Here is a 22550-nt window from a genome sequence, read left to right as displayed (position 1 = left end):
GGCCCTACTGCGCAGTCCCGGAACGACGGGATTGTCTTTTCGAACTGCAGCCCTGTCGAAACGGCCAGCGGCGCTGATGCGCTCAGAACGGCCGATCGTCCGGGAGCCGCGCGGCCGCCATCTCGTCCGGCGTCGGATCGCGGTGGATCACGATGCCCTTCGACCGGTCCGCCGCGATCAGCCCGAGACGCGCGAACCCATCGAGCCAGCCGTCCATCGGCCAGAGCCCGTGACGGCCGTGGAACCGGGCGGCGTTGGCGACGATATCGCGAAAGTGCTGCAGCGGCGGGTCATAGGCCGCGTGGTGCTGATGGTAGGCCCGCGGCCCGCCGAGGAACAGGATCGGCACGCCGGCCCGGTCGGCCCGGAAGGCGAGGTCAGTGTCCTCCGCCCCGTAGCCGGAGAACGCCTCGTCGAAGCCGCCGAGCCGGTCGTAGGTCGCGGCGCGGACCGCGAAGGCCAGGGACCAGAACAGGCCGGGCTGCGGTGCCGGCGCCACCACGCCGGCGGGTGGGAAAGCCCGCGCCGGGTGCGGCTGCCCGAGCCGCTCCAGATCGGTCGCGTCCCAGTGATCCCCGACAACCCCGGCCGGCAGGTAGCCGATCTCGCAGCAGACCAGGCCGTCGTGCTCGGCCACCGCCCGCGACAGGCCGGCGACGAGCCCCGCCGAGGGGATGCAGTCCACGTCGAGGAAGATCAGCGTGTCGGCCCGGGCCGCCCGGCGGCCGGCATTGCGCGCCGCCGCGAGCGGCAGGCCGGCGCGGGGGAACGGAACCCGCTCCACCGGGAAAGGCAGGGGCGGGAAGGGGGCCTCGTCGCCGCCGATCTCCACGACGATGCAGGCATCCGGCCCAGTCCCGCGCGCGAGACCCTCAAGCAGTCGGGTCAGGTGCGGGCGCCGTCCCTTGTTGAGGGTGATGACCGCCGTGCTCACGCGTCGATCCCGGCCCGCAGGACATCGATCCGGTACTCCGCCGCCCGGGACTGGTGGAGGACCTTGGCGAACGGCGCGGCGGACCGGATGAACCCCTCGGCGGCGGCGTCGCCCGAGAGCGGATAGTCCGTCTCGCCGAGCCAGTGCACCAGCACGATGTCGCCCCCGGGTTCGATCGTCTCGCCGGCGCGACGCACCAGCTCTGCGAAATCCGCCGGCGCCAGGAAGTACAGGAACTCGGACAGGACGATCAGGTCGAACCGACCGCCGGGCCAGTCGCCCGGCATTGCGCCCTCCCGGATCTCGATGTGGGGCCGGTCGGCGCAACGGGCGCGTGCGGTCTCCACGGCGGCGGGGACTAGATCCATCGCGACCAGCCTGTCGCAGCGCTCGGACAGGGCGCGGGTGAAGACCCCGATCGAGCAGGCCGGCTCGAAGGCCGACCGGTAGCGCTCCCGCGGCAGGCTCGCGAGCGTCGCCCCGTACTTGTCGCGCTCATAGGCCGACGACGTGAAGCCCCAGGGGTCCGGGTTGTCGGCGTAGATGCCGACGAAATACGCGTCCGGAAGCGTCTGCGTCCGCCGGGTCATGCCGGGACCGCGACGAAGCGTTCGAAGGGACCGCACAACCGCTCGATCATCGCCGGCTCCAGCCGGAAACCTCCGGGATCGTCCGAGATCAGGTCGGTCGTCTGCGATTCGTGGGCGGCCACGGCGCGGGCCTTGATCGCCCGGTAGGCGGAGACGTCGAGGCGCAGGCCGGTCGGCTCCGGGCCGACCTCGGTGTCGGGCGGCAGGGTCCAGCCCCAGACCGGATACTCGTAGACCCGCACGCCCGGCATCCCGGGCTGGGCCAGGGCGACGATCGCGGCGGCCGCCTTGTGGTCGCAATGCGGGTCGTGACGCCAGGTCACGAAGGCCGCGCTGGCGCCGCAGGCCGTCGCCGTCCGCTCCACGGCGCGCGCCGCGGCTTCGGCGTCCGGTCCGTCGCTGGGGACATGGGCGTCGGGTAGGCGCAGGAACGTCACGTCGTCCGCGGTGAGCCCGAGTAAAGTCACGGCCCGCACGGTCTCGGCCTCGCGCAGGGTACGCAGCTTCTCGGGCGGATACAGTTCTGAATGGGTGTGCGAGCCGCATCCGTCGCTGATCACCACGAGGTGCACGCGCCGTCCCGCGGCCCGTGAGGCGGCGATCAGGCCGCCGCAGCCCAGGCTCTCGTCGTCGGGATGGGGGGCAACGACCACGAGGCCGCCCGTCCCGACAAGAGCGTCGAGGCTCGCGAGGGGCAAGGCGTCGGCAGCGGCCAGGAACGCGTCGGCGCGCATCAGCGGATCGCCGCCGAGCTTGCGAACGACGCGCGACACGCGCAGGTCCGGGACGGGTGGCGGATCAGATCGGTCACAGATCGCTCCAGGGTCGTTGAGCGGAGGCTTCCCCGCTATCGTCCCGGGCGTCTGAACGCGCCATGAGCGACGCGTTCGGGATCCGGACGTGCCGCTACCGGTCGTTCTCGGTCGTGAGCGCGTCTGGGCGCGTGCCTTCGTCGGGGTTGGGTCGGTCTGCGAGGTGGACGCCCTGCGTCGGCGCGTCGGTGAAGACCGCCCCGGCCGTACAGAGCGCGCTCCGCAGGGCCTCGATCTGTCCGCTCGGCGGATCGCCGTAGCCACCCTCGAAATCCTGGACGAGCCGCGCGTCGAGGCCGACCTTGGCGGCGAGATCGGCTTCCGACCAGCCGAGCAGGCCCCGGGCAGCCCGCGACTGCGCCGGGCTCATCACCTGCGTTCGGGTGCCGCTCTGTGCCCCTTCGTCCGATCCGGCCAACGTCACTCTCCCGCGGTGCGATGATCAACAACGGCGACCGTCACCGATCGTTTCCGGGCGCGTGATGAAGCACGACCATAATTGTGCTGAAATCCTGTCGCATCCGGCAAGGCGCATAGATTCGGAGCGGCCCTTCCGGGGGTTGGCCCGCGCGGCAGACGCCGCGTTCTCCGGATCCGGAATGACCTGAGCGCGGAGCGCGCGAGATGGGGACTGGACGATGAGAGGGGTGCTGATCGCGACCTTGGCCTGCGCGGTGCTGGCCATAGACCTGTCTGCGGCAACGCAGGCGCAGGCCCAGATGGGCGGCGGATCCCCAACCGGCTTCGGCAAGGGCAACCGCCGTCCCGGCGGCGAAGACGAGAAGAAGCCCCAGTACGTGCCGGGGGCCAAGGCCAGCGAGAAGATCTTCCCGCTCGATTCGACCTGGACCGCGGTGAGCCTCAACGGCAAGCCGTTCACCGGTGGCGACCGCCCGAGCTTCATCATCGACAAGCAGTACCGAGCCCGCGGCTATGGCGGCTGCAACACCTTCGCGGCCACCGCCTTCCCGCTCAAGGAGCAGCACATCGCGGTCGGGCCGCTCGCGCTGACCAAGAAGAGCTGCGACAAGGGTCTTGCCGCCTCCGAGCAGGCTTACTTCGTCGCTCTGCGCACCTCGGCGGTGTGGGACTTGGTCGGCTCGCAGCTGGTGCTGAAGAGCCCGAACGGTGAACTGAAGTTTGACCGCGCCCTTTAACGGCCGGTTCACCACGCCGCGCGAAGAGGCCCGCCGATTCAGAAGGCCTTGAGAGGCGGCGGCCCTAACTCCTCCGGTATCGGAGGAGACCACGGATGCCAGTGGGAATCGGTGTCGGGCGCGGAGAGGGGCCGCGCTCCGGCACGACGCGCACCCTGCGCTTCACCGGGCCAGAGAGCTTCCACCTCGGTGCCCTTTGGCTCGCTGCCGCCATTCCGACGCTGGCGACCTTGCTTTTGATCGTCCGCCTCGCGAGCTGAGCCGCGCGATTCCGGGCGGCCGAAGCTGGTTATTCCGACCCGTTCCGGCCGCGCGCGTCCGCCACGGTCCCGGACCTCGTCGCCTCGTTCGCCGCTCGCCCGTGCGCCGTCACAGGTGGGAACAGCGTTTCCAGCCCTGCGGCGACGCCGTACAGGACGGGATCGGCCCTCAACCCGGACCGGGGTGGATGAAGATCACTTGCGAGCAGGGTCTGCTTGCGGATCTGGCGCGCATTTGCGGGCATCTATCCGCGTCCTCGTTTTTGTCGTTCGGCACTTCGCGAAGACTCAATCCCGCGTGCCGCGTTTTGTTGCCGCGGCCCGTAGGAATCTTTGCTGGGGAGAACTGAAGAACCGGCCCGTGTGCTTTGAGCCACGCTGCGATCTCAGCCGCGGCGCCGAAGAACGATCATCGGATTCACGTCGCGGCCCGGGCAGGCTGCCGGAACGACGCTCATGATCGCGGCACTCGGGCAGCGGGCCCGGCATCTCTGGGCCGCCGCGATCTGATCGGGACCGCAGGCGTCGGCGAAGCAGAACGTCCCGAGATCCTCGCATGTCGCCACAAACCCGGTCCGTGGTGCGGCCTGATGCAGATCCGCCGCCGACGCGCCCTGGATCGCGAGGAGCCCCACAAGCCCGATCCATGCCGAGATCCGCGCCATCCGTGAGCCCAATCCGCGTCTCGCCTGCCTGCGCGCCCTGACTAGCATTGGCAGCCCGTTCGGACCGTGCCATTCCCGCGACAGACAACAATCGTCTCCGGTCACAGGCCGTGCCGGCCGCCGGTGAGCACTGTTCCGCGGACCATGCCTCGGTGAAAGGCCGCCATGCCCCTCTACGCCCTCGACGATCACGTGCCGGACCTCGCCGATCCTGACAGGGTCTGGATCGCCCCCGACGCGCAGGTGATCGGCCGGGTCCATCTCGGTCTCGATGTCGGGATCTGGTTCGGGGCGGCCCTGCGCGGCGACAATGAGCCGATCCGCCTCGGCGATCGCACCAACGTCCAGGAAGGCGTGATCATGCACGTCGATCCCGGCTTTCCGCTCAGCATCGGGACCGACGTCACGGTCGGCCACGGGGCCATCGTTCACGGCTGCACGATCGGGGACGGCAGCCTGATCGGTATGGGCGCCACGGTCCTGAACGGCGCCGTCATCGGCCGGGGGTGTCTGGTCGGCGCCAACGCGCTGGTGACCGAGGGCAAGACCTTCCCGGATCATAGCCTGATCGTCGGCGCGCCGGCCAAGGCCGTCCGCACCCTCGACGAGGCGGCCATAGAAGGTCTGCGGCAGGCCGCCCTGCGCTACGTGGAGAATGCCCGGCGCTACCGGGCCGGGCTGCGCCGCATCGACGGTTGAACGACAACGGCCGCGCCCTGCGCGGGCGCGGCCGCCGGAACCGCTACTTCTTGGTCTTGCCCCGCTCGATCGCCTCCTCGATCAGGCGGTGGGCCTCCTCCTTGTCGCCCCAGCGGACGAACTTGACCCACTTGCCGGGCTCCAGATCCTTGTAGTGCTCGAAGAAGTGTTGGATCTGGTGGATCGTGATCTCGGGCAGGTCGGTGTAGTTCTCGACCCGGTCGTAACGCTTGGTCAGGTGGCGCGACGGGACCGCGATGATCTTCTCGTCCTCGCCGCCCTCGTCCTGCATCACCATCACGCCCACGGGGCGCGCGCTGATGATCGCGCCCGGCAGCACCGCGCGGGTATTGGCCACCAGCACGTCGCAGGGGTCGCCGTCGCCCGACAGGGTGTGGGGGATGAAGCCGTAATTGCCCGGGTAGAACATCGGCGTGTAGAGGAACCGATCGACGACCAGCGCGCCGGATTCCTTGTCCATCTCGTACTTGATCGGCTCGCCGCCCAGCGGCACCTCGACGATCACGTTGACGTCGTGCGGCGGCTTCTTGCCCAGCGGGATGGCGTCGATCTTCATGGCGTTTCGCTTCCGGAATGCGGTCTGCTTCGCGTCCCAGACCTCTTAGAGACGCGGATCGCCAATGCAAATCTGGAAGGGTTGCGGCGGGGCAACGGGCACTGGAAAACGTCAGCCGAACAGGTAGCCGACCTTCGGCAGGGGGACGCCCGCCACGCGGTCCAGCACGCGCGGGCCGGCCTTGCCGCCGAGCCCCTCGTAGAAGGCGCCGGCCCGTTCGTTGTCCTCCAAGCTCCAAACCCCGAGCTGGGTCAGGCCATGATCCGCAAGATCGTTGCGGACCGCGCGGAACAGGCGGCGGCCGAGGCCGACGCCCTGGTATTCCGGCAGGAGATAGAGCTCGTCGATCTCGGCTTCCGTGCCGAGGGCGCGGCTGCGGGTGCGGCCGTAGGCGGCGTAGCCGACCACCCGATCCCCGGTCTCGACGACGGCGATCGGCCGGCCGCGGCGCAGGGCTCCGCGCCACCATGTCCGGTCGCGGCTGGAAATCAGGCGCTCCAGGGGCAGCCCCGGAATGATCCCGCGATAGGCCTCACGCCACGAGGCATCGAACACCTTGGACAAGCCGCCGAGATCGGCCTCGCGGGCCCGGCGGATGCTCGTGGTGCGCGTGCTCATGGGATTCCGGCCTCCCCTCGTCCGACCGGCGGATAACCCGCGCGGTCGCCGCAGGTTCGATGCCGATCCGGGCGGAGTGAAGGCAAGAACGGCGCCGGTTTCCGACGATCGGCCGCGACGGCTGTAGGCGACGCGAATTGCCGGCCCCTCGGGCGGCTGGTAGAGCCCGCGCTCGTTCCCTCCGGCAGCACGGCCTTGTTCAACCGCTTCCTCAAGCCCGAGACGCGCTACGCGCGGCGCATGGCCCGGATCGCCCGCTTCGAGCGGCCGATCGCCGGACCGGGCGACCGGCTGAGGGCCTGGGCCAACATGCTGCTGATGGACCACGGCGTGTTCCGGCTCGCCTATCTCAACCGCCATCGGGTCGGCACCGGTGCGCTCTGGCGCTCGGCCCAGCCCGGACCGCACCATCTTGCCCGCTTCCGGGCCGAGGGCGTGCGCACGGTCATCTCCCTGCGCGGCGGCCGCGAGCACGGGTCCTGGCCGCTGCAGCGCGAGGCCTGCGAGCGCCACGGCCTGATCCTGCGGGAATTCGTGCTGCGCTCCCGGGAGGCGCCGGACCGGGAGACCATCCTGGCTGCCAAGGACTTCTTCGCGAGCGTCGCGTACCCGGCGGTGATGCACTGCAAGTCGGGCGCCGACCGGGCCGGCCTCGCCTCGGCCCTGTACCTGATCCTGCACGAGGGCCGGCCTGTCGCCGAGGCGGCCCGGCAGCTCTCGGCCCGCTACGGCCATCTCCGCTTCGCCAAGACCGGCATCCTGGACGCGTTCTTCGCCCGCTACCGCCTAGAGGGCGAGGCCAGGGGGATGGACTTCCTGACCTGGGTCGAGACCGTCTACGACCCGGAGGCGCTCAAGCGCGACTTCCGGCCGGGTTTCTGGTCGGATCTGGCCGCGGACCGGGTGCTGCGGCGGGAATAGGCGCAGCGCTACTCCGCCGCCGGTCGCGCTGCCTCGCGGAACGGGTGGGCCGGGTAGGTGCCGATCACCCGCAGCTCGCGCGAGAAGAAGCCGAGCTCGTCGAGGGCTCGGGCGAGGCCCGGATCCTCCGGATGACCGTCCACCTCCGCGTAGAACTGCGTGGCGGTGAACTCGCCGTCCATCATGTAGCTCTCGAGCTTCGACATGTTGACGCCGTTCGTCGCGAAGCCGCCGAGGGCCTTGTAGAGGGCGGCTGGGATGTTGCGGACACGGAACACGAAGCTCGTCACGCAGGGCTCGGTCCCGGGCGCGACCGGCTCGGGCTCGGGGGAGAACACCACGAAGCGGGTCGTGTTGTGGGCCTCGTCTTCGACGTCGCGCTCCAGGATGTCGAGCCCGTAGACCGCGGCGGCGAGCGCCGGCGCCAGGGCCGCCCGGCTCGGATCGCCGATCTCGGCGATCTCGCGCGCAGCCCCGGCGGTGTCGCCGGCCACAACGGCCTTGACGCCCAGGCGACGGACGACCCGGCGGCACTGGCCCAGCGCGTGGACGTGGCTGTGAACCGTCCGGATCGTCTCGATCGACGTGCCCGGAAGGACCATGAGCTGGAAGTGGATCGGCAGGAAGTGCTCGGCCACGATGTGCAGCGGCGAGGTTGGGATCAGGTGGTGAATGTCGGCGACACGGCCGGCGATCGAGTTCTCGATCGGGATCATCGCCCGCTGCGCCCGTCCTTCCGTGACGGCCGCGAACGCATCCTCGAAGGTGGCGCAGGGCAGGTACGTCCAGTCCGGAAAGGCTTCCGCGCAGATGATGTGCGAGTTGGCTCCGGGCTCACCCTGGTAGGCGATCGTGCGGTCTGTCATGGCGGCGAGGTTTCGGGCGCGCGTTCAGTTGAGGCGCCGGGCCTGGAGCAGGGCGCGGGCGCGCTCCAGGTCGGCGGGGGTGTCGACGCCGAGCGGCAGATCGTCGACGATGGCGGCGTCGATGCGCATGCCGGCCTCGAGCGCCCGCAGCTGCTCCAGCTTCTCGCGGACCTCCAGCTCGCCCGGAGGCAGGGCGACGAAGCGGGTCAGGGCGGTGCGCCGGTAGGCGTAGAGGCCGATATGGTGCCAGAGCGGTCCGTCGCCCCAGGGGGCGCGGGCGCGGGTGAAGTAGAGGGCGCGCAGGCGGCCGGGGCCGACGGCGTGTCCCACCAGCTTGACCACGTTCGGGTTGTCGGCCTCGTGCGGATCGGTGATCGGGGCGCAGAGCGTGACGATGTCCACCGTCCGGTCGGCGAGCGGCATGACGGCCGCGCCGATGATCGCCGGATCGATGGTCGGCAGGTCGCCCTGCACGTTGACGACCACGTCGTGGCGCCCCTCCGGATCGACGATCTCCAGCGCCTCCGCGAGCCGGTCCGAGCCGGACGGGTGGTCGGCCCGGGTCATCACCGCGAGGCCGCCCGCCGCCTCCACGGTCCTGGCGATCTCGGCCGTGTCGGTGGCCACCACCACGGGGCCGATCCCAGCCTCGACGGCCCGGCGCCAGACATGGACGATCATGGCCTCGCCGGCGATGTCGGCCAGCGGCTTGTTCGGCAGGCGAGTCGCCGCGAGGCGGGCCGGGATCAGGACCAGGGGATCGGACATGAGAAATCGGACCTGGGCACGGCAACGTGGCGGCCGCGCCGGGAAACGGCCGGCTGCTTAACAGGCCCGCTCCCGGTTGTCGTCCCCCGCGGCCGGCGGGCGGGGCACGTGGAGAAAAGATGCCGCAAAGCGGCCGCGGGGTGACAAGCTGGACAATTCGGTGGAACAATCCTGCGCCGCAGCGCCGCGGATGGGCCCGGCGGCATTGTCAGGAGCCGTCCGGAACGGCTAAGGCAACCTCGAAATCTTCCAATGTCCGGTGTCCGAGCCTGCTCGCCCGTGTCAGGCGCGCGATCGGTCCGGGCCGAGTCGCGAGAAGAGCATGAACTCGTTCGAGGTGAACAAAGTCCTGGGGGCCGTCCTGGGCGCCCTGCTGTTCGCGGCCGGATCGGGTTTCGTCGCCGAATTGATCTATCATCCGAAGCCGGCGGGCAAAGCCGGCTACGACCTGCCCGAGCCGGAGCCGCAGGCTGCCGCCGCGGCGCCCGAGGCCAAGGTCGAGCCGATCGCGGTCCGGCTCGCGAGCGCCAACGCCGAGAAGGGCGAGGCCGGCACGAAGGCCTGCCACGCCTGCCACAACTTCGAGAAGGGCGGTCCCAACAAGGTCGGCCCGGATCTTTACGGCGTCGTCGAGCGGCCGAAGGGCGGCCATCCCGGCTTCGAGTACTCGGCGGCCCTGAAGGAAAAGGGCGGCACCTGGACCTACGCGGATCTCGACGCCTTCCTCACCAATCCAAAGGGCTACGCGAAGGGCACCAAGATGGCCTTCGCCGGCATCGCCTCGCCGCAGGAGCGGGCGAACGTGATCGCCTACCTGCGGTCCAACGCGGACGATCCCAAGCCGCTGCCCGCCGTCGAGAAGAGCGACGCGGCGCCTGCGGCCGAGCCGGCGGCGGCGAAGTCCGAGGACAAGCCGGCTGCCGAGAAGCCTTCCGCCGACAAGCCGTCCGCCGCGAAGCCGGCGGCGTCGAAGCCTTCCGAGGGCAAGGAGAGCCCGGCCAAGCCGGCCGACACCAGCACGGCCAAGCCGGTCGAGGAGAAATCGTCCGGCAGCCCGCGCGCGCCGAGCGAGTCGAGCGACAGGAACGCGCCGTCGCCCCCGGCCAGCGCCCATGACGGCGACCAGCAGGGAACGCCGTCGAGCGTGATCCCCGCCGAGCCCACGGCGCCCGCGTCCCCGGCCGCCAAGGAGCCCCCGGCCCAGGCTAATCCCGAGGCGGTCGAGCGGGCGAAGGACCTCGAGGTCGGCGGTCCGACCAAGGACCAGAACGCGCCGCTGCCCACGCCGCAGCCCCTGCCCAAGCAGCAATAGGGCCGACCGGGCCGCCACGCGGCCCGGATCCGGCGTCGGTCGGACACCCTGCGCGTCAGGCGCGTTCCGATGGCATGGCTCCGGGCCCGGCCTTTGCCTTAAAGCGGCCGCGACCCGGCATCTGTCCGGGTCGGCAACCGCGAAGGAACTGTCTTGCCCGTGCGAAGTCCCGATGCGGGGGAGCGACGCGCTTCCCTGCCGCTGCTGGTCGCCGTGACCATGACCGGAACGGTGGCCCTGCACATCTTCGTGCCGGCCCTCGCGGCGGCGGCCGCGGATCTCGGCACCAACGCGGCCGGCGCGCAACTCACCATCACCGTCTACCTGATCGGCCTCGCGGGCGGTCAGCTGCTCTACGGCCCACTCTCGGACCGGTACGGAAGGCGGCCGATCCTGATCGGCGGGCTCGGCCTCTATCTCGTCGGGCTGCTGCTCGCGATCCCGGCGCCGAACATCGGAACCCTGCTCGTCGCCCGCGTCCTGCAATCGCTCGGCGCCTGCGGCTCCCTGGTGATCGGCCGCGCCATGGTGCGGGACGTCTCGACCCGCGAGGATGCGGCCCGCAAGCTCGCGATCCTGACGACCGCGATGACGCTCACGCCGGCGCTGGCGCCGGCGATCGGGGGCGTGGTGAACGAGGCTTTCGGCTGGCGCTCCGTGTTCGTGGTGCTCGCTGGCCTCGTGGCCGTGCTGGGCGCCCTGGTGGTGTTCACCCTGCCCGAGACCAACCGCCACAAGGTGGCGCTGCCGGGCTTCGTCGCCGTGCTCGCCGGCTATCTGCGGCTCGTGCGGATTCCGGTGTTCCGGGCCTACCTGGTTGCCGGCGCCTGCGGTGGCACCAGTCTCTACGCCTTCCTGGCGGTGGCGCCGTTCCTGCTCGTGGACCGGCTCGGGCGCTCGTCGCAGGAGGTCGGGTTCGATTGCCTGATCGTGGTGTTCGGCATGGTCGGCGGTGCGGTCCTGGCGAGCCGCCTCGCCGCCCGCGTGCCGATCCGCAAGGCCGCGCGGAGCGGCAATCTTCTCTGCATCGCGGCGGCGCTGTCGTTGCTGGTGGTCGACCGGACCGGGATGCTCGGCGTCGTCAGCCTGATCGTGCCGCTGTTCGCCTACGCGGTCGGCGTCGGCCTGCTCAGCCCGAACGCGGTGGCCGGCCTGATGAACGTCGATCCGCACGCGGCCGGCTCGGCCTCCAGCCTCTACGGCTTCACCCAGATGACCTTCGGGGCGCTGTTCACGGCCGCGGCATCCGCCTGGCCCGCCACCTCGGCGACGCCCGTCGCGCTGGCACTCCTCTCGGCCGGGGTGATCGCCGGGCTGGCCCTCCGACGGGCGTGAGGCCCGGCCGGCTGTTTCGGAACGGTCCGGGCGGGTCCGGCATTACGAGGCCCCAACAGCAGGAGACACGCCATGCAGCGCTTGCCCATCATCGTCCTGGCCACCCTGGCCCTCGGCGGCACCGCCTTCGCGGCAGAGCAGGGGGCCTCGTCCCGGACGCCCGGTCACGAGATGCAGGATCGCGGCAGCAAGGCCGGAAGCCCCGGCGCCTCCGGTTACGCACCCGGTCATGAGATGAAGTCCGGCACCTCGGACACGACCGGCTCGACCTCCCGCACGGGCGGTTCGGCCACCGGGACCTCCGGGACGTCCGGCACCAGCGGAACCGGCACCCACCGCTGACAGGATCACGCTTCAACGCCGCCCGACCTCTTCGGCCGGGCGGACCCTACACGTCCGACGCCGGGACCGCTTCCACCAGACCGGCGACCCGGTCGCGAAAACCCGCCGCCAGCTCCAGCCACAGGAGCCGCGTCGGATCGACCGGTCCCGGCAGGGTGATCTTCCCCGGAGGCACGGGGGTGAACCCGAAGCGGGCGTAGTAGGGGGCATCGCCCACCAGGATCACGAGCCCTTCGCCCGCCTCCCGCGCCGCCTCGATCGCCGCGCGGGTCAGGGTGCCGCCGATCCCGCGGCCCTCGAAGCTCGGGTCGACGGCGAGCGGTCCGAGCATCACGAACGGCGTCGTTCCGGTCCGTACCGGCCCCATCCGCACCGAGCCGACGAGGAAGCTGCCCACGGAGGCGGTGACGCCGAGGTCGATCCGCTCGGCCGCGCCCTCGCGCAGGCGGTACGCGGTGCGGGCAAACCGGCCGGGGCCGAAGGCCCGGGCCTGGAGCCTCTCGATGGCGGAAGCATCTTCCGGCCGCTCGGGCCGGATGACGAGGGACAGAGGGGTCACGGCGGGGTCACAAGGGGCTCGCGGGTCGGACGAGGGCCGCGTAGCAGCGTCCGCCCAGGGCCGCAAACGGTCCCGCTACTCCGCTGCGGCGAGCGCGGGCCGCGCGCCGCCCTGGGTCAGCCTGAGGAAGCCGATCGCCGAGAGCCAGATCACCGCGCCGCAAGCGGAGGCGACACCGAGCACCAGCCCGAAGCCGCCGCGGTCATGCAGCAGCGCGATGGCCGGGACCACGAACCCGCTCGCCGTGAAGCCCACGAAATAGCGCACGCTGTAGGCCCGGGCGCGGTAGGCGGGGGGCACGTAGCGGGCGATCATCGCGTCGTTGATCACCACCTGTCCGTAGATCGCCGTCATGGCCAGCACGAGGCCGACGAGCAGGGGCACACCGGTGCTCAGGGCCGCGATCCCGAGGCCCAGCGGCTGCAGCACCGAGAGCGCCACGAACAGGGCGGGCAGGCTGTAGCGGTCGATCAGACGGCCCATGGCGAGTTGCATCAGGGCGCCGAACAGGAACACGCCGGTGGCGAGCGAGCCGGTCAGCGCCAGGGGCAGCGCGTGGCCGACGCCCTCGTCGATCACCTTGGGCAGGCTGATCGTCGTCAGGTTGAAGGTCAGGCCGCCCGCGAAGATCGACAGGCCGAACATCGCCATCAACGCCCAGGGCCGAGTCACCGGGATCACCGCGGCGCCGCCGGCCTTCTTGCCCGAAGCCTCGCCGTCGCCCGGCACCAGCGCCAGGAAGGCGGCCCCGCAGGCGAGGCAGACGAGGCCCGGGACCACGAAGGCCGCGCGCCAACTGATGGTGGCGGCGAGCAGCGCGGTGAGGCCGGAGGCCGAGGCCGCGCCGAAATTGCCCCAGACGCCGTTGATGCCGAGATCGCGCCCGAGCCGGCGGGCATGGGTCACCAGCATGGCCGAGCCGACCGGGTGGTAGATCGCCGAGGCCAGGCCGAGCACGCAGAGCCAGAGGGCGAAGCCGAGCGGCGTCGAGGCGCTCGCCACGCCGAGGCAGGATAGGCCGTAGCCGAAGAAGAACACCGCCAGCATGTTGCGGCGCCCGAACCGGTCGGCCAGCGAGCCCATCGGCAGGGAGCACAGGCCGAAGGCCACGAAAGCGCCGGTCGCGAGCCCGATCAGCTCGCCGTAGCCGAGCCCGGTCTGGGCCGCGATGGCGATGACCGCGGTCGGGTAGATCAGCAGCACGAAGTGATCGAGGGCGTGCGCGACGTTGACGAAGCGCAGCGTGCGGCGAGACAGCGTGTCCGAATCCATCGCGGCGTATCCTCCGGGATCTGACCCTGATAGCCTGACCCGATGGAGGTGTCGGGCCTAGTATGTATGCGAACGGGCCATTTTCGCCGGGTGACGCCGCGCGGCCAACGCGGTCCACGAACGCGGCTGACTATCAGGACGTGCCGCGCGCGGTCGCGGTGATGCCCAAGGCCTACGCGGCCGGGATGGTCCTCGATCGCCACTTCCACCAGCGCGCGCAGCTCCTCTACGCCACCGCCGGCCTGATGATGGCGTCGGCCGAGGACGGCACCTGGGTCGTGCCCGAGGGGCATGCCCTGTGGATCCCGCCGCGCCTGCCGCACGCGGTGGCGACCCACGGCGCGGTGGCGATGTGCTCGGCCTATCTCGATCCGGCCGCCGTCACGGGCTTTCCGGCAGGCTGCCGGGTGATCGCGGTCTCGCCGCTCCTGGCCGCGGCGCTGACGGCTTTGGCGGCGGAGCCGGTGCTGTACGAGGAGGACGGGCGCGGCGGCCATCTCGCCGCCCTGGTGCTCGACGAGATCGGCCGGGCGCCCGCGACGACACTCGTCCTGCCGCTGCCCCGCGATCCGCGCCTGCGCCGGGTCTGCTTCGGGCTGATCGAGGATCCGGCCTCGGAGGCGGATCTCGACGCCTGGGCGGACCGCGCCGGGGCGAGCCGGCGCACGCTGACCCGCGGCTTCCGGGCGGAGACGGGCCTGAGCTTCGGCGACTGGCGGGCGCGCGCCCGGGTGATCCGCGCCCTGGCGCTGGAGGCCGAGGGGCGCTCGCCACGGGCCGTGGCGGCGGCGGTGGGCTACCGGAGCGCCCAGACCCTGCGCCTGACGGTGGCGCGGGTTCTGGATGGGCCCGGCACGTGATGTGACCTCGCTTCGTCCGTCAGATGTTACGATCTTGGCCGTCGAAGCCCCGGCGCTGTCTTTGCGAGCGAAGCGAAGCAACCCACGGCCGCGCCACGTCTCCCGATGTCGCGCCGCCCTGGGTGACGTCGCTTCGCGCGTCGTGACGGAGCGGACGCCCATAGAAGGCGGAATCAGTCCATGCTCTACGAACTCGCGACCCTGTCCTGTCCGCTTCTCGCCGCCGGAGCTGTCTGCGAACGGTCGCGGGCCTGGGTCGCCGAGGCGGAGGCCGGAACGCTGCTCGGCTGCTGGCGGGCCGAGATCGGCACCCTCGGGCAGGTTCACGTCCTGCGCGGCTTCGACACGCCCGAGGCGATGACGGCAGAGCGGCGGCGCGCCCTGATGAGCGCGGCGCCGTTCAACGCCGGCGATCTGCTGACGGCGCTGACCCTAGACAGCTACGCGCCGTTCCCGTTCCTGCCGCCGCTGCGGACCGGATCGCGCGGCGGCGTCTACGAGGTTCGCACCTACCGGCTGAAGCCCGGCGGCTTGGCGCCGACGCTGGCGGCCTGGGAGGCGGCGATCGCGCCGGCCCGGACCTATACCGAACACCTCGTCACCAACCTCTACGCCCTCGACGGCCCTCCGCGGATCACGCACATCTGGGCCTTCTCCAGCCTTGAGGAGCGCGCGACCCTGCGCGCGGCCGCCTACGCCTCCGGCGTCTGGCCGCCGAAAGGCGGACCGGACCAGATCGCGGAGGCGACCTCGAGCATCGCGCTGCCAGATGCGGGCTCGCCGCTGTCGTGATCTCCGGCCTCAGGTTGCTCGCGCGGAAAAGTCGATCCGCGGGTCGATCCAGACGTAGATCAGGTCGGAGAGCAGGTTCACCGCGAGCCCGAGCAGCGAGAAGATGTAGAGGGTAGCGAACACCACCGGGTAATCCCGGCCGACGATCGCCCGGAACGACAGTTCCCCGAGGCCGTCGAGGGAGAAGATCGTCTCGATCAGCAGAGAACCGGTGAAGAAGGCCGAGATGAAGGCCCCGGGAAAGCCCGCGATCACGATCAGCATGGCGTTGCGGAAGACGTGGCCGTAGAGCACGCGCCGCTCGGACAGGCCCTTCATCCGGGCGGTCAGCACGTACTGCTTGCGGATCTCGTCGAGGAACGAGTTCTTGGTGAGCAGGGTCGAGGTCGCGAAGGCGCCGATGACGAGCGCGGTCAGCGGCAGCACCATGTGCCACGCGTAGTCGGTGACCTTGTGCCAAGTGGAGAATCCCTCCCAGCCGTCGCTGGTCAGGCCGCGCAGCGGGAACCACTGGTAGAACGAGCCGCCGGCGAACAGGATGATCAGCATCAGCCCGAACATGAAGCCCGGAATCGCGTAGCCGATGATCACCACGAAGGAGGTCCAGCGGTCGAAGCGCTCGCCGTCCTTCACGGCCTTGCGGATGCCGAGCGGGATCGAGATCGCGTAGGACAGGAGCGTCATCCACAGGCCCAGCGAGATCGAGACCGGAAGGCGCTCCTTGATCAGCTGGATGACGGTGACGTCGCGGAAGTAGCTGCGGCCGAAATCGAAGCGGACGTAGTCCCAGAGCATCTTGGCGAAGCGCTCCGGCGCCGGCCTGTCGAAGCCGAACTGCTTCTCCAGCTTGGCGATGAATTCCGGGCTTAACCCTTGCGCGCCGCGGTAGCGGGAACTCGCCTCGCCGCTGCCACCGGAGGGTCGTGCGGCGCCGCCGAGATCGCCGGAGCCGCCGGTCACGCGCGACATCGCGCCGTCGCGCTGGCCCTGGAGCTGGGACAGCACCCGCTCCACCGGCCCGCCGGGGGCGAACTGCACGATGGTGAAGGTGATCAGCATGATCCCCAGCAGGGTCGGGATCATCAGGCCGATGCGGCGCAGGATGTAGGCGAGCATGGCGTTACTCCCGCCCGATCCGCTTGGCCTTATCGGCGTCGAACCACCACGTGCCGGGGGCGCCGAGATCGTATTTCGGCGGATTGGCCGGGCGGCCGTAGATGTCCCACAGCGCGAGGCGGTGGGTCGAGCCGTACCACATCGGCACCCAGTAGCGCCCGGCCCGGAGCACCCGGTCGAGGGCCCGGCAGGCCGTCGTGAGCTCCGCCCGCGACTTGGCGTCGGCGATCGCGGTCAGAAGCGTATCGATCGCCGGATCCGCGATCCCCGACAGGTTGTTCGATCCCGCGGTTCTGGCCGCCCGGGAGCCGTAAGTCTCGCGCAGCTCCGCGCCTGGCGTCATGCCGCTGGCATAACGGCGGGCGGTGAGATCGAAATCGAAGTCCTTGAGCCGGGCTTGGTACTGCGCGGGATCGACGGTGCGGAGGCTCGCCTTGATCCCCAGGAGTCCAAGATTGCGGATGAAGGGCTGCGTGACCGCCTGGAAGACCGGGTCCTCGTCCAGGAATTCGAGGGTCAGCGGCTGCCCGCCGGGCAGCAGAAGGCTTCCCCCCTGCCGCGTGCAGCCGGCCTCCCGCAGCAGCGCGTCGGCGCGCTTGAGCAGGGCCCGGTCCTGGCCGGACCCGTCCGAGACCGGCGGCGTCCAGGCCTCGCCGAACACCTCCGGCGGCAGATCCTTGAGCGGCTCCAGCAGGGCGAGTTCCTCGGCCGAGGGCTTGCCGGTCGCCTTGAGATCGGAATTCTCGAAGAACGAGGCGGTGCGCGTGTAGGCGCCGTACATCAGGTTGCGGTTCGACCACTCGAAGTCGAAGCACAGGCCGATCGCCTCGCGCACCCGGGGATCGCGGAAGGCCGCCCGGCGGGTGTTGATCCACCAGCCCTGGGTGCCGCTCGGCCGCGCATCCGGCACCGTCTCGCGGACGACGCGCCCCTCGGCCAGGGCCGGAAAGTCGTAGCCGGTGGCCCAGACCCGGGCGGTGAATTCCTCCCGGAACGTGAAGGCGCCGCTCTTGAACGCCTCGAACGCCACGGTCCGGTCGCGGAAATACTCGTAGCGGATCATGTCGAAGTTGTTCTGGCCGACATTCACCGGCAGGTCGGCCGCCCAGTAATCCGGCACCCGCTCCAGCCCGATCGAACGGCCGGGATCGACCGCGCCGACCCGGTAGGGGCCGGAACCCAGAGGTGGTTCCAGGGTCGAGGCCTCGAAGTCGCGGCCGCCGTAATAGGCCGCCGAGAAGATCGGCAGCTGCGCCACGAACAGCGGCAGGTCGCGCGCGCGATCCGGCGCGAAGGTAATGACGAGCCGATCCTCACCCTCGGCCCGCGCGTCGCTCATGGCGCGGATGACCTCGGCGATCTCGGGATGGCCCTTGTCGCGCAGGAGCTTCAGGCTGAAGGCGGCGTCCTGCGCGGTGAGCCGCGAACCGTCGTGGAACCGCGCCTGCGGGCGCAGCGAGAACGTGTAGGTCAGCCCGTCCGGACTGACCGCGACGGAGCGGGCCAGCAGCCCGTAGACCGCGTCCGGCTCGTCGAGGGCGCGGACCATCAGGCTGTCGAAGGTCAGGTTCATCCCGGCGGCACCCTCGCCGCGCAGCACGTAGATGTTGAGCGTGTTGAAGGTGTTGAGCGCCTGGTTTCCGGTCGACGAGGAGAGCTGGCCCGAGAAGCGGCCGCCCCGCGGCGCCATCGGGTTCACGTAGGCGAAGTGCTCGAAGTCCGGGCCGTATTTCAGTTCGCCGAAACTGGAAAGGCCGTGGCGCTCCGCGTCGGCCGCCCAGGTCCTGCTCGACGGCCGGATCGCCGCCAGGGCACCGGCTCCCAGGACCAGGCTCCGGCGGGTCGGCGTCCACGGGGCGCCCGTCAACGCGGGGCCCCGGTCTTCGCGGCCCGCGCCTCGTCGTACCACCACGTCGTCGGGAAGCCGGAGCTGGCGTAGAGCGGCAGGATCGCCGGATGGCCGAACCGGTTCCAGCGCAGGGTCCTCTGCTGGTTCGAGGACCATTGCGGCACGACGTAATCGTGGGCGAGCAGCACCCGGTCGAGGGCGCGGGTGGCCGCGATGACGGCGGGCCGGTCCTTGGCGAAGATCACCTTCTCGATCAGTGCGTCGATGCCGGGATCCTTGATGCCGATCAGGTTGCGCGAGCCCGGCTTGTCGGCGGCCGCCGAGCCCCAGTACTCGCGTTGCTCATTGCCCGGCGAGAGCGACTCGCCCCAGTTCGACGTGGTGACGTCGAAGTCGAAGTTGCGGATGCGGTTCTGGTACTGGGCCTGATCGATCACCCGCAGCGTCGCGTCGATGCCGATGAGCTTCAGCTGCGCCGAGAACGGGAGGATCACCCGCTCGAAGGTGTTCTGGAACTCCAGGAACTCGACGGTCAGCGGCTCGCCCGTGGCCTTGTTGACCATCTTGCCGCCGCGCAGCTCGTAGCCCGCCTCGCGCAGGAGGCCGACGGCCTCGCGCAGGTTCTTGCGCACGGCCTCGGGGCTGTCGTTGACCGGATTGGTGTACGGCGTGGTGAAGACGGATGGAGGGACCTTGTCCTTGACGCTCTCGAGGACCGCCTTCTCGTCGCCCTCCGGCAGGCCCGAGGAGGCCAGCTCCGAGCCGAAGAAGTAGGAGTTGATCCTGTTGTAGAGGCCGTAGAACAGGGCCTTGTTCATCTCCTCGTAGTTCAACGCGAGGTTGAAGGCCCGGCGCACGCGCGGGTCCTTGAACTTGTCCTTGCGGGTGTTGAACACGAAGGCCTGCATGATGCCCATGCCGCGGTCGGGGAACGCCTCCTTGATCAGGCGCCCTTCCTTCACGGCCGGGAAATCGTCGTAGGCCGTGGCCCAGTTCCGGGCGATGTTCTCGACGCGGAAGTCGTAGAGGTCGCCCTTCAGCGCCTCGACCAGCACGGTGCCGTCGCGGAAATACTCGTAGCGTTCCGTGTCGAAGTTGTAGCGCCCGGCATTCACCGGCAGGTCCTTGCCCCAATAGTCGGGCACGCGGGTGTAGGTCGCGGTCCGGCCGGGCTCGAACTTCGCGAGCCGGTACGGGCCGGAACCGAGCGGCGGCTCCAGGGTGGTCTCGGTGACGCTGCGTTGCTTGCCGTTGGCGTTCTTAGCGGTCCACCAGTGCTTGGGCAGGACGCGCAGCTGCCCGATCACCTGCGGCAGCTCGCGGTTGCCGGTCTCGGTGAAGGTAAACGTCACCTCGCGCGGCCCGGTCGCCTCGGCCTTCGCGACCGTCTGGTAATAGGCGCCGTAGAACGGGCTGTTGGCCTTCAGCACGTCGAAGGACCAGACCACGTCCTCGGGGGTGATCGGCTTGCCGTCGTGCCAGCGGGCGTTCTCGCGCAGCCGGTACGAGACCGAGCCGAGATCGGGGGCGATCCGGACCGCCTCGGCGAGCAGGCCGTAGGAGGTGAACGGCTCGTCCGACGACTCGGTCATCAGCGGATCGTAGATCTGCTGGACGCCGCCTTCGAGATCGCCCTTCAGGCCGGCGACGACGATGTTGAAGTTGTCGAACCCGCCCTGCGCGCCGAAGCGGACCATGCCGCCCTTGGGGGCGGCCGGGTCGGCGTAGTCGAAATGCTTGAAGTCGGGGCCGTATTTCGGCTGGCCCATCAGCGTGATCGCGTGGGTCCACTGGCCGTTCGCGGCGGGCAGGGTGGCCGGCGTCGACGGCATCGCGGCCGGTTCCTGCGCGTGCGCCGGGGCGAGCTGGAGGCAGGCGACGAGGAGCGTCGCGGCGAGAAGGCGTCCGGTCGCGGTCTGCGCTGTCACGGGCAGGCTGTCTCCGTTGCGTCGAGCCCGCGCGGGGCGCGGGCGTTCAGTCAGGGTCATAGGCCGGGCGTGCCCCGGGCGTCGAGCGCGCTCACACACACGCCATGGCGCCGAGCCAGGCGCGCCGTGCGCGAACGGATGTCCTCACGCCGCCCGGCCTCGTCGGCCCTCGACCAGCCACATGGCGAGCAGGGCCGCGGCGAGCGCGGCGAGCGCCGCCAGACCCAGCGCCAGCGGGTAAACCTCGACGCCGCGGATATTGGCGCTGTCGCTCGGCCGAAAGCCGATCCAGTCGCCGCCGGCCAGGCGGCCGCCGCGCACCACCGCGAGACGCGGCACCTGGATGCCGCCGCCGGCCTCGGCGATCCGGCGGACCGAGCCGCCCGACCCGTCGGCCACGGCCTTCAGACGCTCGGTGTCGCTGAAGACGTCGGCGAGTTCGCGGGGATTGGCGGGGCCGACGCTGACGAAGGCGACGAGATTGCCCGAGCGCAGGGTGTGCAGCCCCAGCGTCTCGGCGTCGAAGGTGGCGGTGAACAGGCCAGGCTCGCCGGGCTTCAGCGTCAGCGTCGTCACCTTGCCGGTCGGTCCGGTGACGGTGACGGGCTCGGTCTGGTCCGCCATGGTCTGCCGCTCGACCCGCACCTCGCGACCGCGGCCGGTGGTCTGAGCGCGCAGGGCCTCCTCCTCCAGGGCCGGCTCCTTCATCAGCCAGTGGCCGAGGCGGCGCAGCAGGTCGAGATAGGGGCCGCCTTCCTGGTAGCCCCGGGCCCAGAGCCAGGCATGATCGGACAGGAGCAGGGCGACCCGGCCCTTGTCCTCGCGCGACAGGGCGAGCAGCGGCAGCCCCTCGGCGCCCGACAGGATCGGCTGGATGCCGGGGCGGGTCCGGGCCTCGATGATGCGCAGCCAGTCGCCCCAGGCGGGCGGGTTCGCGTCAGAGCCCGGCAGGGCCCGGGTGACCGGATGCCGCTGGCCGACCTGGGTCGGTGCCGCCTTGTAGGGCTTCTCGACGACGCGCCCGTCTGGATCGCCGGGCAGGATGCCGGCGAGGCGCGTGCGGGCGAGGCTCGCGGGGCCGGCGAATTCGGGGCCGGCCGCGATCAGCAGGGCGCCGCCCTCGCGGACATAGCGGACGATGTTGTCGAAATAGGCCTGCGGCAGCACGCTCTGGTTGGCGTAGCGGTCGAAGATGATCAGGTCGAAATCCTTGATCTTCTGGACGAACAGCTCGCGCGTCGGGAAGGCGATCAGGGAGAGTTCCGAGATCGGCGTGCCGTCCTGCTTCTCCGGCGGGCGCAGGATGGTGAAGTGGACGAGATCGACGTTGGCGTCGGACTTCAGCAGGTTGCGCCACGTCCGCTCGCCCTGGTGGGGCTCGCCGGAGACCAGCAGCACCCGGAGCTTCTCGCGGATGCCCTCGATCGGCAGAACCGCGCGGTTGTTGACCGTCGTGAGCTCGCCCGGCAGCGGCTCGACCTCGATCTCCACCACGTTCGGGCCGCCATGCTCGATGCGGGTGGTCAGCGCGAACGGCTTGTCGGTCGCCACATCCCGCCGGCCGATCTCCTCGCCGTCGCGGCGCACCGTCACGACCGCGTGGCCGGTGCCGCCGCGCTCCATCACCTCGGCGCGGATCGTCAGGTCCTTGCCGACGATGCCGAAGCGGGGCGCTTCCAGGAGCTTGATCTGACGGTCACGCTCGTCCGGATGGCCGGTGACGAGGACGTGGAGCGGCGCCTTGATGCCGAGCTGGGCGAGCGACGCCGGGACGTCGTGGACCACGCCGTCCGTGAGCATCACGATCCCGGCGAGACGCTCCGGCGGCACATCGGCGAGCGCCTGGCCCAGAGCGGTGAACAGCTTGGTGCCGTCATCGCCGTCCTTGGCGTCGGGCACGTCGATGAAGCGCGGCTCGATATTGGCGAGGGCGCCGAAGCGGCGCTGCAGCTCGGCGCGGACCGTGTCGGTCATCTGCGGGCGGTCGCCGAGCTGCTGGGATCCAGACCGGTCGACCACGATGGCCGCCACGTCCTTCACGGGCTCGCGGTCCTCGCGCACCAGGGCCGGGTTGGTGAGGGCCGCCAGGACCAGCGCGAGGACCAGGACTCGCAGCAGCGCGGTCCGGCCGCGCGCCAGCACGGCGAACACCGCCAGGACGGCGACGATGGCGCCGAGGACGGCGATGGCCGGCCAGGGCAGGAGGGGGGTGAAGCTGAGGCTCAGCATGACGATCCGGCCTCCGGGACCTGTGCATTCCGAGCGGCCGTGGGCCGATCAGATCCCCGCATCCTGAGGGGCCGCGCCAGCGGCCGCGA

General features: G+C 70.7%; 24 protein-coding genes. 9 read left to right on the top strand and 15 right to left on the bottom strand.

Annotated elements, in window-relative coordinates:
• Positions 1-82 precede the first annotated feature (82 nt).
• The 4 genes from ABIE45_RS29950 to ABIE45_RS29935 all read right to left on the bottom strand — a co-directional run bounded on the left by ABIE45_RS29950 (position 83) and on the right by ABIE45_RS29935 (position 2754).
• Complete coding sequence (locus ABIE45_RS29950; RefSeq protein ID WP_192707876.1) at positions 83-934, bottom strand: galactosyltransferase-related protein; 852 nt, start codon at positions 932-934, stop codon at positions 83-85.
• Entirely contained in the window at positions 931-1524 is a 594-nt protein-coding gene (locus tag ABIE45_RS29945; RefSeq protein WP_192707877.1) for an SAM-dependent methyltransferase, read from the bottom strand. Before ABIE45_RS29945 ends, ABIE45_RS29950 begins: the two co-directional genes overlap by 4 nt.
• The gene (locus ABIE45_RS29940; protein ID WP_192708113.1) at positions 1521-2258 is read right to left on the bottom strand and encodes a PIG-L family deacetylase; all 738 of its coding nucleotides are present in this window, start codon (positions 2256-2258) and stop codon (positions 1521-1523) included. Before ABIE45_RS29940 ends, ABIE45_RS29945 begins: the two co-directional genes overlap by 4 nt.
• Positions 2259-2430: 172 nt before the next feature.
• A complete protein-coding gene (locus tag ABIE45_RS29935; protein ID WP_373622810.1) occupies positions 2431-2754 on the bottom strand; it encodes a multiprotein-bridging factor 1 family protein in 324 nt (107 codons plus the stop codon).
• A gap of 220 nt (positions 2755-2974) precedes the next feature.
• Between ABIE45_RS29935 and ABIE45_RS29930 the strand changes: the two genes are divergently transcribed.
• On the top strand, positions 2975-3493 hold the full coding sequence (locus tag ABIE45_RS29930; RefSeq protein ID WP_192707878.1) for an META domain-containing protein: 519 nt from the start codon (positions 2975-2977) through the stop codon (positions 3491-3493).
• Between the two features lie 95 nt (positions 3494-3588).
• The gene (locus ABIE45_RS29925; RefSeq protein WP_192707879.1) at positions 3589-3753 is read left to right on the top strand and encodes a hypothetical protein; all 165 of its coding nucleotides are present in this window, start codon (positions 3589-3591) and stop codon (positions 3751-3753) included.
• Positions 3754-4139: 386 nt separating this feature from the next.
• On the opposite strand, the gene ABIE45_RS29920 is transcribed toward ABIE45_RS29925, so the two are convergent.
• Complete coding sequence (locus ABIE45_RS29920; RefSeq protein WP_192707880.1) at positions 4140-4418, bottom strand: hypothetical protein; 279 nt, start codon at positions 4416-4418, stop codon at positions 4140-4142.
• Between the two features lie 165 nt (positions 4419-4583).
• Here ABIE45_RS29920 and ABIE45_RS29915 point away from each other — a divergent pair, with 165 nt between their 5' ends.
• On the top strand, positions 4584-5117 hold the full coding sequence (locus ABIE45_RS29915) for a gamma carbonic anhydrase family protein (protein WP_192707881.1): 534 nt from the start codon (positions 4584-4586) through the stop codon (positions 5115-5117).
• Between the two features lie 43 nt (positions 5118-5160).
• On the opposite strand, the gene ppa is transcribed toward ABIE45_RS29915, so the two are convergent.
• Together ppa and ABIE45_RS29905 are read right to left on the bottom strand one after the other, a co-directional pair.
• The gene (ppa, locus tag ABIE45_RS29910; RefSeq protein ID WP_192707882.1) at positions 5161-5694 is read right to left on the bottom strand and encodes an inorganic diphosphatase; all 534 of its coding nucleotides are present in this window, start codon (positions 5692-5694) and stop codon (positions 5161-5163) included.
• Positions 5695-5805: 111 nt separating this feature from the next.
• On the bottom strand, positions 5806-6312 hold the full coding sequence (locus ABIE45_RS29905) for a GNAT family N-acetyltransferase (RefSeq protein ID WP_192707883.1): 507 nt from the start codon (positions 6310-6312) through the stop codon (positions 5806-5808).
• 195 nt (positions 6313-6507) lie between these two features.
• On the opposite strand from ABIE45_RS29905, the gene ABIE45_RS29900 reads away from it, so the two are divergent.
• Positions 6508-7233 carry a tyrosine-protein phosphatase gene (locus ABIE45_RS29900; RefSeq protein ID WP_192707884.1) on the top strand — a complete coding sequence of 242 codons (726 nt, stop codon included), beginning with the start codon at positions 6508-6510 and terminating at the stop codon, positions 7231-7233.
• Positions 7234-7241: 8 nt separating this feature from the next.
• Here the strand turns inward: ABIE45_RS29900 and ABIE45_RS29895 are convergent, their stop codons facing one another.
• Complete coding sequence (locus tag ABIE45_RS29895) at positions 7242-8099, bottom strand: prephenate dehydratase (RefSeq protein ID WP_192707885.1); 858 nt, start codon at positions 8097-8099, stop codon at positions 7242-7244.
• A 24-nt stretch (positions 8100-8123) separates the two neighbouring features.
• Positions 8124-8867 (bottom strand): 3-deoxy-manno-octulosonate cytidylyltransferase, encoded by a 744-nt coding sequence (locus ABIE45_RS29890; RefSeq protein ID WP_192707886.1) that lies wholly within the window; start codon positions 8865-8867, stop codon positions 8124-8126.
• Positions 8868-9189: 322 nt separating this feature from the next.
• Between ABIE45_RS29890 and ABIE45_RS29885 the strand changes: the two genes are divergently transcribed.
• The 3 genes from ABIE45_RS29885 (at position 9190) to ABIE45_RS29875 (ending at position 11856) form a co-directional block, all read left to right on the top strand.
• Positions 9190-10179, top strand: a complete 990-nt coding sequence (locus ABIE45_RS29885) for a c-type cytochrome (RefSeq protein WP_192707887.1) — start codon at positions 9190-9192, stop codon at positions 10177-10179.
• 153 nt (positions 10180-10332) lie between these two features.
• Entirely contained in the window at positions 10333-11514 is a 1182-nt protein-coding gene (locus ABIE45_RS29880) for a multidrug effflux MFS transporter (protein ID WP_192707888.1), read from the top strand.
• 72 nt (positions 11515-11586) lie between these two features.
• Entirely contained in the window at positions 11587-11856 is a 270-nt protein-coding gene (locus ABIE45_RS29875; protein ID WP_192707889.1) for a hypothetical protein, read from the top strand.
• Between the two features lie 46 nt (positions 11857-11902).
• Here the strand turns inward: ABIE45_RS29875 and ABIE45_RS29870 are convergent, their stop codons facing one another.
• Together ABIE45_RS29870 and ABIE45_RS29865 are read right to left on the bottom strand one after the other, a co-directional pair.
• A complete protein-coding gene (locus ABIE45_RS29870) occupies positions 11903-12415 on the bottom strand; it encodes a GNAT family N-acetyltransferase (RefSeq protein ID WP_192707890.1) in 513 nt (170 codons plus the stop codon).
• Positions 12416-12490: 75 nt separating this feature from the next.
• Entirely contained in the window at positions 12491-13687 is a 1197-nt protein-coding gene (locus ABIE45_RS29865) for an MFS transporter (protein WP_192707891.1), read from the bottom strand.
• Positions 13688-13749: 62 nt separating this feature from the next.
• Here ABIE45_RS29865 and ABIE45_RS29860 point away from each other — a divergent pair, with 62 nt between their 5' ends.
• Complete coding sequence (locus tag ABIE45_RS29860) at positions 13750-14547, top strand: helix-turn-helix domain-containing protein (protein ID WP_192707892.1); 798 nt, start codon at positions 13750-13752, stop codon at positions 14545-14547.
• A 180-nt stretch (positions 14548-14727) separates the two neighbouring features.
• The gene (locus ABIE45_RS29855; RefSeq protein WP_192707893.1) at positions 14728-15339 is read left to right on the top strand and encodes an NIPSNAP family protein; all 612 of its coding nucleotides are present in this window, start codon (positions 14728-14730) and stop codon (positions 15337-15339) included.
• 9 nt (positions 15340-15348) lie between these two features.
• Here the strand turns inward: ABIE45_RS29855 and ABIE45_RS29850 are convergent, their stop codons facing one another.
• The 4 genes from ABIE45_RS29850 to ABIE45_RS29835 all read right to left on the bottom strand — a co-directional run bounded on the left by ABIE45_RS29850 (position 15349) and on the right by ABIE45_RS29835 (position 22461).
• Entirely contained in the window at positions 15349-16455 is a 1107-nt protein-coding gene (locus ABIE45_RS29850; protein WP_192707894.1) for a microcin C ABC transporter permease YejB, read from the bottom strand.
• Positions 16456-16459: 4 nt separating this feature from the next.
• Complete coding sequence (locus ABIE45_RS29845; RefSeq protein WP_192707895.1) at positions 16460-18322, bottom strand: extracellular solute-binding protein; 1863 nt, start codon at positions 18320-18322, stop codon at positions 16460-16462.
• Entirely contained in the window at positions 18319-20232 is a 1914-nt protein-coding gene (locus ABIE45_RS29840) for an extracellular solute-binding protein (RefSeq protein ID WP_192707896.1), read from the bottom strand. Before ABIE45_RS29840 ends, ABIE45_RS29845 begins: the two co-directional genes overlap by 4 nt.
• 144 nt (positions 20233-20376) lie before the next feature.
• On the bottom strand, positions 20377-22461 hold the full coding sequence (locus ABIE45_RS29835) for a hypothetical protein (protein ID WP_192707897.1): 2085 nt from the start codon (positions 22459-22461) through the stop codon (positions 20377-20379).
• Positions 22462-22550 lie beyond the last annotated feature (89 nt).

The sequence above is a fragment of the Methylobacterium sp. OAE515 genome (genome assembly GCF_041806315.1).
In the GTDB taxonomy this organism is placed as follows: Bacteria; Pseudomonadota; Alphaproteobacteria; order Rhizobiales; family Beijerinckiaceae; genus Methylobacterium; species Methylobacterium tardum.
The sequence above is the reverse complement of the archived record's forward strand: the minus strand, read 5'-3'. Positions and strand labels throughout refer to the sequence as shown.